Origin of the sequence: Mycobacterium tuberculosis complex sp. N0072 (genome assembly GCF_030323725.1) — a bacterium.
GTDB classification, from domain to species: Bacteria; Actinomycetota; Actinomycetes; order Mycobacteriales; family Mycobacteriaceae; genus Mycobacterium; species Mycobacterium tuberculosis.
The window spans coordinates 4,286,422-4,301,627 of sequence record NZ_CP040689.1; the positions used below are offsets into that span (position 1 = coordinate 4,286,422).

Consider the following 15,206-nt stretch of genomic DNA (forward strand, 5'->3'; position numbering starts at 1 on the left):
GTGTGCACTATTCACATTATGTGTGTGCACTTTTCACATTCTGGCTTTTGCGGCGCGGAATCGCCGGCGCATAGACACCCTGTGCCATTAGGCTCCATTTGCCGGGCTGATCACCGGGTCGCCGCAGGCCAGTCGAGAGGAACAACGTGTCGTTCGTGGTCACAGTGCCGGAGGCCGTGGCGGCTGCGGCGGGGGATTTGGCGGCCATCGGCTCGACGCTTCGGGAAGCGACCGCTGCGGCGGCGGGCCCCACGACCGGGCTGGCGGCCGCGGCCGCCGACGACGTGTCGATCGCTGTCTCGCAGCTGTTCGGCAGGTACGGCCAGGAATTTCAAACCGTGAGCAACCAACTGGCCGCGTTTCATACCGAGTTCGTACGCACGTTGAACCGCGGCGCGGCGGCGTATCTCAACACCGAAAGCGCTAACGGCGGGCAGCTGTTCGGTCAGATCGAGGCGGGACAGCGCGCCGTTTCCGCGGCCGCGGCCGCCGCTCCGGGCGGCGCATACGGCCAACTCGTTGCCAACACGGCCACCAACCTGGAATCCCTCTACGGCGCATGGTCGGCCAACCCGTTCCCATTCCTCCGCCAGATCATCGCCAACCACCAGGTTTACTGGCAGCAGATCGCCGCGGCGCTCGCCAACGCCGTCCAGAACTTCCCCGCCCTGGTGGCGAATTTGCCAGCGGCCATCGACGCGGCCGTCCAGCAATTCCTGGCCTTCAACGCGGCGTACTACATCCAACAGATTATTAGCTCGCAGATCGGCTTCGCCCAGCTATTCGCCACGACGGTCGGTCAGGGGGTCACCAGCGTCATTGCCGGGTGGCCCAACCTTGCGGCGGAGCTTCAGCTAGCGTTTCAACAGCTTCTGGTGGGTGACTACAACGCCGCGGTGGCGAACCTGGGTAAGGCCATGACAAACCTTCTGGTCACCGGGTTCGACACCAGCGACGTGACGATCGGCACAATGGGCACCACCATTAGTGTCACCGCGAAACCCAAGCTGCTGGGCCCGCTGGGAGATCTGTTCACCATCATGACCATCCCGGCACAAGAGGCGCAGTACTTCACCAACCTGATGCCCCCCTCCATCCTGCGAGACATGTCGCAGAACTTCACCAACGTGCTCACGACGCTCTCCAACCCGAACATCCAGGCGGTCGCTTCGTTCGATATCGCAACCACCGCCGGGACTTTGAGCACCTTCTTCGGGGTGCCATTGGTGCTCACTTACGCCACATTGGGTGCGCCGTTCGCGTCACTGAACGCGATTGCGACGAGCGCGGAAACCATCGAGCAGGCCCTGTTGGCCGGCAACTACCTAGGGGCGGTGGGTGCGCTTATCGACGCCCCGGCCCACGCGTTAGACGGCTTCCTCAACAGCGCAACCGTGTTGGATACGCCGATCCTGGTGCCCACGGGGCTCCCGTCCCCTCTGCCCCCGACGGTCGGGATCACGCTGCACTTGCCTTTCGACGGGATTCTCGTGCCGCCGCATCCCGTCACCGCGACGATCAGCTTCCCGGGTGCTCCGGTTCCTATTCCCGGTTTCCCAACCACCGTAACCGTTTTCGGCACACCCTTCATGGGAATGGCTCCGCTGCTGATCAACTACATTCCCCAACAGCTCGCCCTGGCAATCAAACCGGCGGCTTAGCGCGGCGTGGCCCGTTGGTTGGTGTCGTAGGTTGCCATGCCAAGCTCCAACCATGCGGTTAGCAGCCGCTGATCTGCCGCCGCGGCCACAACCTCGTCGTCATCGAGTTGCTCGGCCGATGCGCAGTGCACCGCGTCGTAGCCACGCATGGGCCAGGTCAGCCGCGCGGGTCACGACCTGCTCATCCACCTCGATGGCGTCCATCTCGGACCACATCTGGTCACGGTTCGCCCGTCGCGAATCTGCGCGAGGGGCCGGCTCAGTCACGCACTCCCGAGCCACAAAGGCGCCGGGTCACGTGGGCCATGCTAGGACCACCAGCGCTCCAGCACCCGCGCGACGCCGTCCTCGCTATTGGGTGCAGTGACCTCGTCGGCGACGGCCAGCGCGTCGGGATGCGCGTTACCCATCGCCACACCCAAACCGGCCCGCAGCAGCATCGGCACGTCGTTGGGCATGTCGCCGAACGCCACCACCTCCGCGTCGGAAATTCCAAGCGGCCGGGCAATCTCGTCGACACCGGTGGCCTTGCTGATACCGAGCGGCACGATCTCCACCAGCCCGTTATTGGTCGAGTAGGTGATATCGCCCTCGAAACCGACATGCTTAGCCAGTTCGGCGGCCATGTCGGCACTGGCAGCACCGGCTTTACGGATCAGCAGTTTGATCGCCGGCGCGCTGAGCAGGTGGTCGATCGACACTTCGGTGTTGTCCGGATTCAGCCACGCATGCTCGTAGCCCGGCGAGCTGACGAACTGGGGGGTCGCCGTGTCGTGTGCGCGCTCGCCGATCCGCTCGACCGCCAGTCCCGCACCCGGTATGACGCGGGTCGCAACTTCGGCCAACGTTGCCAGGGCGTCGACGGGCAGGGTGCGCACCGACATCACCCGATCGGTCCCGGGGTCGTAGATGACGGCGCCGTTGGCGCACACCGCCATCGGCGCGAAGCCGAGGGCATCGACGATGGGTCGCACCCAGCGCGGCGGCCGGCCGGTGGCCAGGATGAAGTGCGTGCCGGCGTCTACCGCGGCATGCACCGCGTCGCGAGTGCGTTTGGTGACGGTTTCTCCGTCATCGAGCAGGGTTCCGTCGACGTCACACGCGACGAGCGCCGGCACAGTCGGTTTCAAAGTTGGCTGGCTTGTCAGTGCGGGCCGACTTGGCTGCGCCGTGATGAGGTCACGCCGTCGTATCCGCGCTTTTGCCGCCGCTTCGCCAATTCAGCGATTCTGAGCTGCCTGGACTCCTCCACCGTCGGCGCGCCGCCGCCCAGCCGCCGCGGCACCCAGTGCTCCCCCTTGGGATGTGGATACTCCTCCTGTACGCGGTAGAGAATCGCATTCATCGCTTGGCGCAGCACGGCATTGAGCTGCTCGGCATTGCCCTCCGGCCGCACCGGCGATCCGATCGCCGCGACGATCGGAATCTTGTTGCGGAACAGGTTCTTTGGATGATCCTTGGGCCAGATCCGGTGCGCGCCCCAGACGATCATGGGAATAATCGGCACCTGCGCCTCCAGCGCCATCCGGGCCGCTCCGGTCTTGAACTCGCGCAGTTCGAGGCTGCGGCTGATAGTCGCCTCCGGGTGTAACCCAACGAGTTCCCCGGCCCGCAACCGCTGCACTGCCACCGCGTACGCATCGGCCCCCACACTGCGATCCACCGGGATGAGCTGGGCATGCTTGATCACGTAGTTGACCGCCCGTACGTCTTGCATCTCGGCCTTGATCATGAACCGCAGCCGCCGCCGCCGATGGTGGGCGGCGATCGATGCCGGAACCCAGTCCACGTAGCTCGTGTGATTGAGTGCGATCAACGCGCCGCCACGTTCGGGGATGTTCTCCAGGCCTTCGAATGTGATCTTGTTTCCGTTGGCCGCGACGATCGACGGAACAAGAATCTCCATCATCCGGAAGAACGGCTCAGCCATGTATTCTCCTTCACCTCTTACCGCGATTCATGCGGTGTCCGGCTAGCGGCCCTTGCCGCCGCCTCGTCAGCCTCCATCCGTGCCGCCTCGGCCAGCGTTGGCGCGCCGCCGCCGAGTCGGCGGGGCACCCAGTACGCCCCAGCCGGATGCGGATACCGCTCCTGCGCTTGCCACAGCAGCGCGGTCATCGACTCACGCAGCGCCGCGTTGGTCTGTTCGATGCCTGCCGCGGCCCGCAGCGGCCGACCCACCTGTACCGTGACCGGCACCTTGGCGCGTCCTATCTGCCTGGGATGGTCCTTGGTCCAGATCCGCTGAGCACCCCAGACAACGACGGGCACAATCGGGACATCCGCTTCCGCGGCCATTCGGGCGGCCCCCGTCTTGAACCCTTTGAGCTCGAAGCTACGGCTGATGGTGGCCTCAGGGTAGACCCCGACCAGTTCCCCTTCGCGCAGCCGCTGCACCGCCACCGCATAGGCGCTACCGCCGGCGCCCCGGTCCACCGGAATGGTCCGGGTGTGCCTGATCAGGAAGTTGACCAACCGCACCCGTTGCATCTCGGCCTTGATCATGAACCTCATCCGGCGACGCCGACGATGCATGGCCAACGCGGCCGGCAGCCAATCGACATAGCTGGTGTGATTGATAGCGACCACGGCGCCGCCTTGGTCGGGCACATTCTCCTCGCCGACGTAGGTGATCCGGGTTCCGGTGGCCAGCACCAGCAACTGGGCCAGGATCTCTAAGACGCGATAGGTCGGCTCCGCCATCGGTCACTGCTCCGGCGCCCCGGCGGGATGGGCTCGCTGAGCGCGGCGCGCAGCCCTAACCGCCGCCTCCTGCGCGTCCAACCGGGCCGCCTCGGCAAGCGACGGGGCGCCGCCGCCCAGCCGGTGCGGCACCCAGAACTCGCCGGCCGGATGCGGTCCGTACAGTTCTTGGGCCCGCTCCAGCAAATGTTGCATCCGGGAGTGCAGCAGGCCGTTCAGTTCAGCGGTGGGCAGCGTCGGTTCGATCCGTTCACCGACGACAATCGTGACCGGCACCTTCGGGCGAAACAGCTTTTTGGGACGGTCCTTAGTCCAGATCCGCTGCGCACCCCAAACAATATGCGGAACGATCGGGACCCCGGCCTCGATCGCCATTCGGGCCGCCCCCGTCTTGAATTCCTTGATCTCGAAGCTGCGGCTGATGGTCGCCTCGGGGTACACGCCGACGAGTTCGCCGGCCTTCAGCATCCTGACGGCGGCGTCATAGGACGCGGACCCGTCCTGCCGATCCACCGGGATGTGGCGCAGGCTGCGCATAATGGGACCGGTGATCTTGTGATCGAACACCTCCTGCTTGGCCATGAACCGCACCTTGCGCCCGAGGCCCTGTTGGTAGGCGGGCAAACCCGCAAAGGTGAAGTCGAGGTAGCTGGTGTGGTTGATCGCGACGACGGCGCCGCCGCTGGTCGGTAGGTTATCCACACCCGTGACGGTGATCTTCAGACCCTGTATGCGCCAGGACAAGCGAGCAAGCCGAATGACGGTGCCGTATACCGGTTCCACAGCAGTTCAGCCTAGTGGTCCCGGCTGCAAGCCGCCCAAAGTGGCGAAAACCCAAATTGACGAAAGAGGTGAGCCGTGTCCTTCCCCTCATCGCCACCCGCGCTGCCCGCGATCGTTGCCCGGTTTGCCGTCGGCAGGCCGGTGCGCGCGGTGTGGGTCAACGAACTGGGCGGCGTCACCTTCCGGGTGGACTCCGGCATGGGCGCCGGCTGCGAGTTCATCAAGGTCGCCAGGAGGGGTACCGCCGACTTCGCTAATGAGGCGCGGCGGCTGCGCTGGGCCGCGCCGTACCTGGCGGTGCCGCGGGTACTGGGTGTCGGGGTCGACGGCGATTGGGCCTGGTTGCACACCGATGCGCTGCCCGGCTTGTCCGCGGTGCACCCGCGCTGGCGGGCGTCCCCGCAGGTCGCGGTCCCGGCGCTGGGTGCGGGGCTGCGCACCCTGCACGACAGCTTGCCGGTGCACTCATGTCCGTTCGACTGGTCGACGGCCAGCCGGCTGGCCAAGCTGGCCCCGGCGCGACGCGCGGAACTGGGTGACTCACCGCCGGTTGATCGGTTGGTCGTCTGTCACGGCGACGCGTGCTCACCCAACACCATCCTCGATGACACCGGCCGCTGTTGCGGACACGTCGACTTCGGCAATCTCGGTGTGGCCGATCGGTGGGCCGACCTCGCGGTCGCGACGCTGTCGTTGCAATGGAACTTTCCCGACTACCCGGGCCAGGTCAGAGATGACGAGTTCTTCGCCGCCTACGGTGTGGCGCCGGACCCGGCTCGCATCGACTACTACCGCCGGCTGTGGCAGGCCGAAGACGACAGCTCACGCTAAGCTCGAGGCTGCGCTTTGCGCTCGTAAGCTCTTCCGAAAGGTAGCTGTGCAGGTCACAAGCGTTGGTCACGCCGGCTTTCTGATCCAGACCCAGGCCGGCAGCATCCTGTGCGACCCTTGGGTCAATCCGGCCTACTTTGCGTCTTGGTTTCCGTTCCCCGACAACAGCGGGCTGGACTGGGGCGCTTTGGGTGAGTGCGATTATCTGTATGTCTCGCACCTACATAAGGACCACTTCGACGCGGAAAATCTACGAGCGCACGTCAACAAGGACGCCGTCGTGCTGCTGCCCGACTTTCCGGTACCCGACCTGCGAAATGAGTTGCAGAAGTTAGGATTTCATCGGTTCTTCGAAACCACCGACTCGGTCAAACACCGCCTGAGGGGACCCAACGGCGATCTCGACGTGATGATCATCGCACTGCGGGCCCCCGCCGACGGTCCGATCGGCGACTCGGCGCTAGTCGTTGCCGACGGCGAAACAACGGCTTTCAACATGAACGACGCCCGCCCGGTCGATTTGGACGTGCTGGCATCGGAGTTCGGTCACATCGACGTGCATATGCTGCAGTACTCGGGCGCGATCTGGTACCCGATGGTCTACGACATGCCGCCGCGCGCGAAGGATGCGTTCGGCGCCCAAAAGCGGCAACGGCAGATGGACCGTGCTCGCCAGTACATCGCGCAGGTGGGAGCGACGTGGGTGGTGCCGTCGGCGGGGCCGCCATGCTTTTTAGCCCCCGAGCTGCGCCACCTCAACGACGACGGTAGCGATCCGGCCAATATCTTCCCCGACCAGATGGTGTTCCTGGATCAGATGCGGGCGCACGGCCAGGACGGCGGGCTGCTGATGATCCCCGGCTCGACTGCGGATTTCACTGGTACAACCCTGAATTCATTGCGCCATCCACTGCCCGCCGAACAGGTCGAGGCCATCTTTACCACCGACAAAGCCGCATACATCGCTGACTATGCCGACCGGATGGCGCCGGTGCTCGCCGCGCAAAAGGCTGGCTGGGCCGCCGCCGCCGGCGAGCCACTGCTGCAGCCGCTGCGCACCCTGTTCGAGCCGATCATGCTGCAAAGCAACGAGATCTGCGACGGCATCGGATACCCGGTCGAGCTCGCCATCGGTCCCGAAACCATTGTTTTGGACTTTCCGAAAAGAGCTGTACGAGAACCGATTCCCGACGAGAGGTTCCGCTACGGGTTCGCGATCGCGCCGGAGCTGGTGCGCACGGTGCTGCGCGACAACGAACCCGACTGGGTCAACACCATCTTCTTATCCACCCGATTTCGGGCATGGCGGGTTGGTGGCTACAACGAATACCTTTACACGTTCTTCAAGTGTCTGACCGACGAACGCATCGCCTACGCCGACGGCTGGTTCGCCGAGGCCCACGATGACTCCTCATCGATCACCCTGAACGGTTGGGAGATCCAGCGCCGCTGCCCCCATCTCAAAGCCGACCTATCGAAATTCGGTGTGGTGGAAGGCAACACGCTCACTTGTAACCTGCACGGCTGGCAGTGGCGTCTGGACGACGGTCGCTGCCTCACCGCCCGGGGCCATCAACTACGCAGTTCACGGCCATGATGCAGTTCTACGACGACGGCGTTGTACAGCTGGATCGTGCTGCACTCACGCTGCGCCGCTATCATTTTCCTTCGGGCACGGCCAAGGTCATCCCACTGGACCAGATCCGCGGATATCAGGCTGAATCGCTGGGCTTTTTAATGGCCCGGTTCAATATCTGGGGCAGGCCAGACCTTCGCCGCTGGCTGCCACTGGACGTGTACCGGCCGCTGAAGTCGACGTTGGTCACCCTCGACGTACCGGGGATGCGGCCGAAACCAGCCTGCACGCCCACGCGCCCCAAAGAATTCATCGCACTGCTGGACGAGTTGCTCGCCCTCCACCGAACGTGAACCCACGGTTTCGCGCGCGATTTTCGCACTGCCCTGGGGCACAGCCTCACTCCAGACTTAAGCCACAGCGACGATCCAAGCGACGTGTCATGTGCCTGGTTTAAGTGTCGCGAGCGTGCCGTCGGCGGTGCGGATATAGATGGATTTCATGGCCGCGATGTAATTGGCGACGGATTCGCTTGCGATCGGGTTGTCCGGGAATAATACCGTCACTGTGGTCTGATGCTGATACCGATTGACCCACATCGAGACCTGATGAGAAACCCTACCTTCGTCGTAAATCCTAAAATTCAGATCGGAATTAGCGACCGTAGAAAGAGGCGCAATGCTGGCATCCAGAAAGGACATCACGAAATTGCCCGGCCGGGGCGGCCTCAGCCCCGTTTCGGGGCGTGCCAGCTCCAATACGCGGTCGAATGGTACGGTCGCCAGGTCCTTACCCGAATCGAAGGAGATCTGCGCGACACGGGCGGCGCTATCGAAAAGTCCTGAGGCGACCGGCACGGTGATCGGCACCAACCCGGTAAACCAGCCCGTCGTTCTGAGTTCTGTCGGCGTCCTACGTGTATCAGTCGTCGTTACCACGTCAAACGTTTCACAGTTGGTCAACTCGCGCTCAGCGAGGGCGGCGCAGGCGAAAACGCCACCGCTAAAACGGGCGCCCGCAGCGACGCAGGCGGCTTCGAATCGCTCGCCCTGTTGCTCGTCCATCAGCGTTTCGGTAAGCAGCTTTCCGGTATGGGGCACCGATAGATCGCCGAGCGGCAACGGGAAGTGCGGCAGGGTTCCGTCGTTGTTGGCAGCGAATTCGACCCAACGGCGCACCCGGGCGGAGTCCAACGTCAAGGCGGCCGTGTCGGCGTACTGTCGGACACAGTGGTCGTCGTAGCGGCCCGCCGGCGGGAGCTCGATCGGCGGGTCGCCTCCCACCAATGCGGAGTACATCATATGGATCTCGATGAAAAGGACGCCCACAATCATCGGATCGACACAGAGATGAGCGATACTCGCATAGAAGGTGAAGTGATCGTCACTCTGAATAATCCCGAACAAGAAGCAGTCCCACTGCAACGGCTGCGGCGTTGCAATGTGGTGGCGCAGCTCCGCCGACGTCATGTTCTGATGCTCAGCTTGGACGACTTCGATATCTGCAGGGTCAGCGATGGTATGCCGAACGATGTGTTCGGCATTGTCGAACTCAAACCAACTGTGGTAGGTGTCGTGGCGGCGAAGGTGTGCGTTGATCGGATAATTCATGGCGCGGATGTTGCACCGGCCAGGTAGATCCCAGGTGAAGATCATCAGGCGCGACATATCGAGACCGCGCGCTACATGATCGCGATAACGTCGAAGGTGTTGAGCTTGTTGATAGCTGGGCGGCACCTCACTTATCGGCGCTTGCCGGGCTTTCGCCTTCGCCGTCGGTGATGCGTGCCAACAGATAATCGAACCTGGGTCCGGCGTCCAGTCGCGGAGCGTTGTAATGCTAAACACTCATTCCTCCTGCACTCGGACCGAGCCCCGCCAGGGCACGCAAGTAAGCTACGGCCAGACGGTGTGACACTCAAACCGGCGGGCGTAATTTCCTCCGACGACGCTCCGCAGACCACAATCGTCAGCGGCGGAGTACGGTTGCTCACCATGTGGTCCACCGTGCTGGTCTTGGCGCTCTCGGTGATCTGCGAGCCGGTACGGATCGGTTTGGTGGTCCTCATGCTCAACAGGCGCCGCCCGCTGCTCCATTTGCTCACATTCTTGTGCGGTGGTTACACGATGGCTGGTGGCGTGGCCATGGTGACGCTTGTGGTCCTCGGGGCCACTCCGCTGGCCGGACATTTCAGTGTGGCCGAGGTACAGATCGGGACCGGGCTGATTGCCTTGCTTATCGCGTTTGCGCTGACCACAAATGTCATAGGCAAGCATGTCCGGCGAGCTACCCACGCCCGCGTCGGAGACGACGGTGGCAGGGTCCTACGGGAGTCGGTACCGCCAAGTGGTGCGCATAAGCTGGCTGTGCGTGCACGTTGTTTTCTGCAGGGCGATTCGCTGTATGTCGCCGGGGTGAGTGGCCTAGGAGCCGCACTGCCTTCGGCCAACTACATGGGCGCGATGGCCGCCATTCTTGCCTCCGGCGCTACGCCGGCAACACAGGCACTGGCTGTCGTTACGTTCAACGTGGTGGCATTCACAGTGGCCGAAGTCCCCCTCGTCAGCTACCTGGCAGCACCGCGTAAGACCCGCGCGTTCATGGCTGCGCTGCAATCATGGCTGCGGTCCCGTAGCCGCCGCGACGCCGCGTTGCTGGTGGCCGCCGGAGGTTGCCTGATGCTCACGCTAGGCCTGAGCAACCTGTAGGCGGCGGCGGGCTTGCCTAACGCAGAGCTCTCACATGAAATGTCCAGGCGTCTCCGACTGCGTTGCGACCGTAAGGCACGATAACGTGTTTGCTATTGCTGCTGGTTTGCGTTGGTCGGCCGCTGTACCGCCGCTACACAAAGGGGACGCTGTGACCAAACTGCTCGTCGGGGCCATCGCGGGCGGAATGCTAGCTTGCGCAGCTATATTGGGCGACGGAATCGCTTCGGCCGATACTGCGTTGATAGTACCCGGTACCGCACCGTCCCCGTACGGGCCACTCAGGTCGCTCTATCATTTCAATCCCGCGATGCAGCCTCAGATCGGCGCGAATTACTACAACCCCACCGCTACCCGCCACGTCGTTTCATATCCAGGCAGCTTTTGGCCTGTCACAGGCTTGAATTCGCCCACCGTCGGCAGTTCTGTCAGTGCCGGGACGAACAATCTCGATGCGGCGATCCGCAGCACTGACGGGCCAATCTTCGTGGCCGGGTTATCACAGGGCACGCTCGTGCTTGACCGCGAGCAGGCACGGTTAGCGAATGACCCGACGGCTCCTCCCCCTGGGCAACTCACATTCATCAAGGCCGGCGACCCTAACAATCTTCTTTGGCGGGCGTTTAGGCCGGGAACCCACGTGCCGATCATCGACTACACCGTTCCGGCCCCAGTGGAAAGCCAGTACGACACAATCAATATCGTGGGCCAGTACGACATTTTTTCTGACCCGCCTAATCGTCCGGGCAACCTACTCGCTGACCTCAATGCGATTGCCGCGGGCGGATACTACGGCCACAGCGCCACCGCATTCTCGGACCCAGCTCGCGTTGCGCCTAGGGACATTACGACGACAACGAACAGTTTGGGTGCGACGACCACGACCTACTTCATCCGGACCGATCAGCTACCTCTGGTGCGGGCGCTGGTGGACATGGCGGGCCTGCCCCCGCAGGCGGCGGGAACAGTTGATGCCGCACTGCGGCCCATAATTGACAGGGCTTATCAGCCCGGACCAGCACCCGCTGTGAACCCGCGTGATTTGGTCCAGGGCATCCGCGGTATCCCCGCCATCGCCCCTGCCATCGCCATCCCTATCGGCAGCACCACCGGGGCCAGTGCCGCCACCAGCACCGCTGCCGCCACGGCAGCAGCAACAAATGCGCTCCGCGGGGCCAACGTGGGCCCGGGCGCCAACAAGGCGTTGTCGATGGTCCGGGGTTTGCTACCCAAAGGGAAGAAGCACTAGCCATAAAGTCCACGACCTACGGTGGCGTTTCGCAGTTGGGGGTGTAAAGGGGGTTGAGGTCTTCGACGATGGCGGTTGCTGCTGGCCCACCAATCCGTTGCTGCTGACGCCAATCCATCGGGAAGGCCCTGGGTGGCGTCTTGGTGCGCCCGGAGGGGCAGCCCGTTGGCGCCCGTCGTCGAGCGTGAACTGAGGGCGGACCTCGGGCAGACACGCCGAGGTCTTCCTTTTGGGCAGCGTGGAACCGCCCATCATCGAAAGACCTCGACCCCTACCCCGGCAACGACGCGCCGACTACCTCACACCCTCAACTGCGAAGAGATCCTAAAGCCTGAGCCCGTCGTGTAACCAAAGACCGATCAGATCGTCGTCGTCGGGCGGTGATTGCTCTTCTTCTTCCTTGGGCAACAACGGCTTACGTTTGGTTCGTTGGGCACGGCCACGGCGTCGGCCAAGGGGCCACCAGGTTGCCGGCCGCCAGCTTGACGGCAACCACCAGTTCGCCTGCCCAACCAACACGGCAATGGCGGGCACGGTAACGGTACGCACCAAGAAGGTATCCAGCAAAAGCCCGGTCCCTAGGACGAACGCACCTTGAACCACGCTACCCAAGCTGGCGAATACCAGACCGTACATCGAGGCAGCCATGATCAAACCCGCCGCAGTGATCACACCACCTGTTGAGGCCACGGTCCGGATGACACCGGAACGCACCCCCAAGACGGCCTCTTCACGCAGCCTAGAAATAAGCAGCATATTGTAATCTGCGCCCACCGCGACCAATATAACGAAGGTCAATCCCGGAATGCTCCAATGCATTTCCTGACCGAGTAAAAATTGGAACACGATAACGCCAATACCGAGCGCCGCCAGGTACGATACGATAACCGAGCCGATCAGATACAGCGGTGCCACAATCGCACGCAGCAAAACGATCAATATGAGCAGAACGATGCAGACGGTCATGGCGATGATCAATCGGAGGTCGTGATCGGAGTAGTCGCGCGTGTCCTTGAGAACGACGGGCAATCCGACGACAGACACCTTGGCATCGGCCAGTGCGGTATTTGGTTGCGCCCCTCGAGCGGCCGCCGTGATCGCGTCAATTTGGTCCATGGCAGCAGTGCTGAATGGATTCAGGTCGGTTTGTATCAAATACCGTATTGAGTGGCCGTCGGGTGAAATGAAGGCCGCCGCGACTTTTTTGAGTTGGTCTACATTCAGCCCGCCTAGCAGATCCCGATACTCTGACGGCATCGTCTCGGCTTTGACGCTCTCACCGGTGGCATACGACAACAACTCCGGGGGAATATAGAACCCCGCCATCGCCGGCGTGGTCGCGGTGTCCTTCATTGCCAATAGGAACGCCGAGGCCTCGCCCAACCCGAAACCCATCTTCTTCACCTGGTCGACCAACAACTGCACGCCCTCAGCCAGTTGCCGGCTCCCGTCGGCGAGATCATTGACCCCCTTGTTCACCAGGTTGATCTTGGATCGCACACCACCAGGACTGCTCATCCCCAGTGAACCCATCGCCCTGATGACGGTGGCCAGCGCCCCGCGTAATCCGGACACGGTGGCTGCCAGGGTCTGCACTGCGCGCGTGGCCTGCAGCTGTCGAGCCAACTCAGATATCTTTGCCAGCGTTCCGTCGTCGCGCGCTGTGACCAAACGCTGCAGTTCGGTGCGCGCACTGGCACAAGCCGGATCGGCAGTGCACATCGGGCTGCTATCCAGCGCCCCCAGCACCGGGCTTGCCCACTCGGTGTTGTTCGCTACAAAGCTCGCATCCGCGTCAATGGTGTCACCGAGTGCCCGCATGCTGCCGATCAGCTTCTCCGCGCCTTCCAGTTCGCCGAGAACCCTGTTGCCCCCGAGCAGGTCCTGAAGGTACGCCAGCGCGTCGATGAGGCCGCCGACCGTGGATATGGCCCGGTTAACTTGGGCCCGTACGTCGCCGAGTTTGCTCGCCATCAGGTTGGCTCCACCGGCCAGTTTGTCGATGTCGCCGGTGTGCGCAGCGATCTGCTTGGAACCCTCATCCAGCTTGCTGCCGACTTCGCCAGCCTGCCAGGACGTCCGGGCCTGCTCCAGCGACCGTCCAGCGGGTCGGGTAATGCCCCTGACCATCGCGACACCCGGCACTTGGCTCACCCGCTGCACCATCTGCTCTAGGTCGGCGAGAGCCTTCGGCGTGCGCAGATCCGTCGAGGATTGGATGAACAGGTACTCGGGAATGATCAGGTTAGACGGGAAATGCTTGTCCAACGCGGCATACCCGATCGAACTCTCGACGGAAGCCGGAAGCGTCTTGCGATCGTCGTAGTTGTACCGGGCCAGTCCTGCGCAGCCGGCCAGAATAACCAGCACCAGCGCGCTGGCGAGCAGATGAGTCTTGGGCCGACGCACGATGTGCACCCCCGAACTCCGCCAAAAGCGCCGGGTGAGGTCACGGCGCGGCGCGATCCAACCGCGACGCCCGGTCAGCACCATCAGGGCGGGTAGCAGTGTGACAGCTGCGAAGAAGACCACGGCTACCGAGATTCCCAACATCGGACCAACCGTTTTGAGAATTCCCAGTTGGGTAAACACCATCCCGAGAAAGGTGATTGCTACGGTAGCCGCGGATGCGGCGATCACCTTACCGATGGATGTCAATGCCTTCTTGACGGCTTGATCCGAATCCGCGCCCTGCCGTAAATAGTCGTGATATCGACTAATCAGAAATACCGCGTAATCCGTTCCCGCACCGACCATCATCCCGCTCATAAAAATAATGCTCTGGTTAGCAATACCGAGGCCCGCCAAGCCGGCTATTGCAACGAGGCGCTGTGCAACCACCACGGACATGCCAATTGTTATCAATGGCAACACCATGGTGATCGGATTCCGGTAGATGATCAGCAAAATGACCAACAACAGGATCGTGATCGCAAACTCGATGCGACTGCGGTCCCGTTGCCCGGTGAGGTTCAGATCGGCGACGGTGGCCGCGGGCCCGGTCAGGTTAGCCGTCAGTGTCGAGCCTGCGACCTGGTGTTCGACGATGTCAGCGACGCGGGCGTACGCCTGCTTGGACTGGGTCGAACCCAGGTCGCCGGGAAGGCCGACCGGCAGGATCCAGGCCTGATTGTCTTTGCTGGTCATGAGCTCCCGCAGGGGCGGTGTGGTGACGAAGTCCTGGAGCATCACGACGTCTCGAGTATCGCGTCGCAGGGCGTCAACCAGCTCTTTGTAGCTGCGTTCATCGGCCGCGCCGAGCCCTTTGGCATCGCTGAGCACCACCACCGCAACGCTCTGCAACCCGGCTTCACGAAATGCCGCGGTCATCTGCCGGGTCGAGACCAACACCGGGGCGTCCGATGGCAGAATCGCCACTGGATGCCGCTGGGAGATCGCGTCCAGGGACGGCACCGTCGGCGCAAGCAGACCCGCAAGCGCGACCCAGAAGGCGATCACCACCCACGGCCTTCGGACGATAAGGCGCCCTAGCCGCGGAAAGACACCCCCGTCACCGGTTGGCCTAAGCGGTTTCGATCGTAAGTTCGTCGAGGGTCTCGGTGTTCTGACAGGCTGCATCAAGACGTCGCACATTCCTCATCTGCTCCGCACGTGCCCGCCTTGAGCGCCAGCCGTGGTGGTCGCTGTGAGGCGAGTGAGACAGCAGGGGATCGGTCACCTGACGAATTTACGTG

The 15,206-nt window shown here is 63.0% G+C and carries 13 protein-coding genes; 6 read left to right on the plus strand and 7 right to left on the minus strand.

Annotated features, from left to right (window positions below; genetic code table 11):
- Positions 1-146: 146 nt before the first annotated feature.
- Positions 147-1,661, plus strand: coding sequence for a PE family protein (locus FF952_RS20065; RefSeq protein ID WP_003905162.1), 1,515 nt, complete (start codon positions 147-149; stop codon positions 1,659-1,661).
- Here FF952_RS20065 and FF952_RS20070 read toward each other — a convergent pair.
- The 5 genes from FF952_RS20070 to FF952_RS20090 all read right to left on the minus strand — a co-directional run bounded on the left by FF952_RS20070 (position 1,658) and on the right by FF952_RS20090 (position 5,147).
- Positions 1,658-1,810: a PIN domain-containing protein gene (locus tag FF952_RS20070; protein ID WP_003420812.1), complete on the minus strand. Its 153-nt coding sequence runs from the start codon at positions 1,808-1,810 to the stop codon at positions 1,658-1,660. The genes FF952_RS20065 and FF952_RS20070 overlap by 4 nt on opposite strands.
- 159 nt (positions 1,811-1,969) lie before the next feature.
- On the minus strand, positions 1,970-2,791 hold the full coding sequence (locus FF952_RS20075) for a Cof-type HAD-IIB family hydrolase (protein ID WP_003420817.1): 822 nt from the start codon (positions 2,789-2,791) through the stop codon (positions 1,970-1,972).
- A gap of 14 nt (positions 2,792-2,805) precedes the next feature.
- Entirely contained in the window at positions 2,806-3,591 is a 786-nt protein-coding gene (locus FF952_RS20080) for a lysophospholipid acyltransferase family protein (RefSeq protein WP_003420820.1), read from the minus strand.
- 17 nt (positions 3,592-3,608) lie between these two features.
- Positions 3,609-4,364: a lysophospholipid acyltransferase family protein gene (locus FF952_RS20085; RefSeq protein WP_003420824.1), complete on the minus strand. Its 756-nt coding sequence runs from the start codon at positions 4,362-4,364 to the stop codon at positions 3,609-3,611.
- A gap of 3 nt (positions 4,365-4,367) precedes the next feature.
- Positions 4,368-5,147, minus strand: coding sequence for a lysophospholipid acyltransferase family protein (locus tag FF952_RS20090; protein WP_003420827.1), 780 nt, complete (start codon positions 5,145-5,147; stop codon positions 4,368-4,370).
- Positions 5,148-5,222: 75 nt separating this feature from the next.
- On the opposite strand from FF952_RS20090, the gene FF952_RS20095 reads away from it, so the two are divergent.
- The 3 genes from FF952_RS20095 to FF952_RS20105 are packed head-to-tail and all read left to right on the plus strand — an operon-like array spanning position 5,223 to position 7,907.
- Positions 5,223-5,978 (plus strand): aminoglycoside 3'-phosphotransferase, encoded by a 756-nt coding sequence (locus tag FF952_RS20095; protein WP_003420830.1) that lies wholly within the window; start codon positions 5,223-5,225, stop codon positions 5,976-5,978.
- 46 nt (positions 5,979-6,024) lie between these two features.
- Positions 6,025-7,575, plus strand: a complete 1,551-nt coding sequence (locus tag FF952_RS20100) for an MBL fold metallo-hydrolase (protein WP_003905165.1) — start codon at positions 6,025-6,027, stop codon at positions 7,573-7,575.
- Entirely contained in the window at positions 7,572-7,907 is a 336-nt protein-coding gene (locus FF952_RS20105; protein ID WP_003420840.1) for a hypothetical protein, read from the plus strand. Before FF952_RS20100 ends, FF952_RS20105 begins: the two co-directional genes overlap by 4 nt.
- An 87-nt stretch (positions 7,908-7,994) precedes the next feature.
- Here FF952_RS20105 and papA2 read toward each other — a convergent pair whose 3' ends face one another.
- On the minus strand, positions 7,995-9,401 hold the full coding sequence (gene papA2 / locus FF952_RS20110) for a trehalose-2-sulfate acyltransferase (RefSeq protein WP_003905166.1): 1,407 nt from the start codon (positions 9,399-9,401) through the stop codon (positions 7,995-7,997).
- A gap of 147 nt (positions 9,402-9,548) precedes the next feature.
- Here papA2 and sap point away from each other — a divergent pair, with 147 nt between their 5' ends.
- Positions 9,549-10,262 carry a sulfolipid-1 biosynthesis transporter Sap gene (sap, locus tag FF952_RS20115; RefSeq protein WP_003420848.1) on the plus strand — a complete coding sequence of 238 codons (714 nt, stop codon included), beginning with the start codon at positions 9,549-9,551 and terminating at the stop codon, positions 10,260-10,262.
- 34 nt (positions 10,263-10,296) lie between these two features.
- On the plus strand, positions 10,297-11,511 hold the full coding sequence (gene chp1 / locus FF952_RS20120) for a sulfolipid-1 biosynthesis membrane-anchored acyltransferase Chp1 (protein ID WP_003902749.1): 1,215 nt from the start codon (positions 10,297-10,299) through the stop codon (positions 11,509-11,511).
- 324 nt (positions 11,512-11,835) lie between these two features.
- Here chp1 and mmpL8 read toward each other — a convergent pair whose 3' ends face one another.
- Positions 11,836-15,105: a sulfolipid-1 RND transporter MmpL8 gene (mmpL8, locus tag FF952_RS20125; RefSeq protein ID WP_003908351.1), complete on the minus strand. Its 3,270-nt coding sequence runs from the start codon at positions 15,103-15,105 to the stop codon at positions 11,836-11,838.
- Positions 15,106-15,206 lie beyond the last annotated feature (101 nt).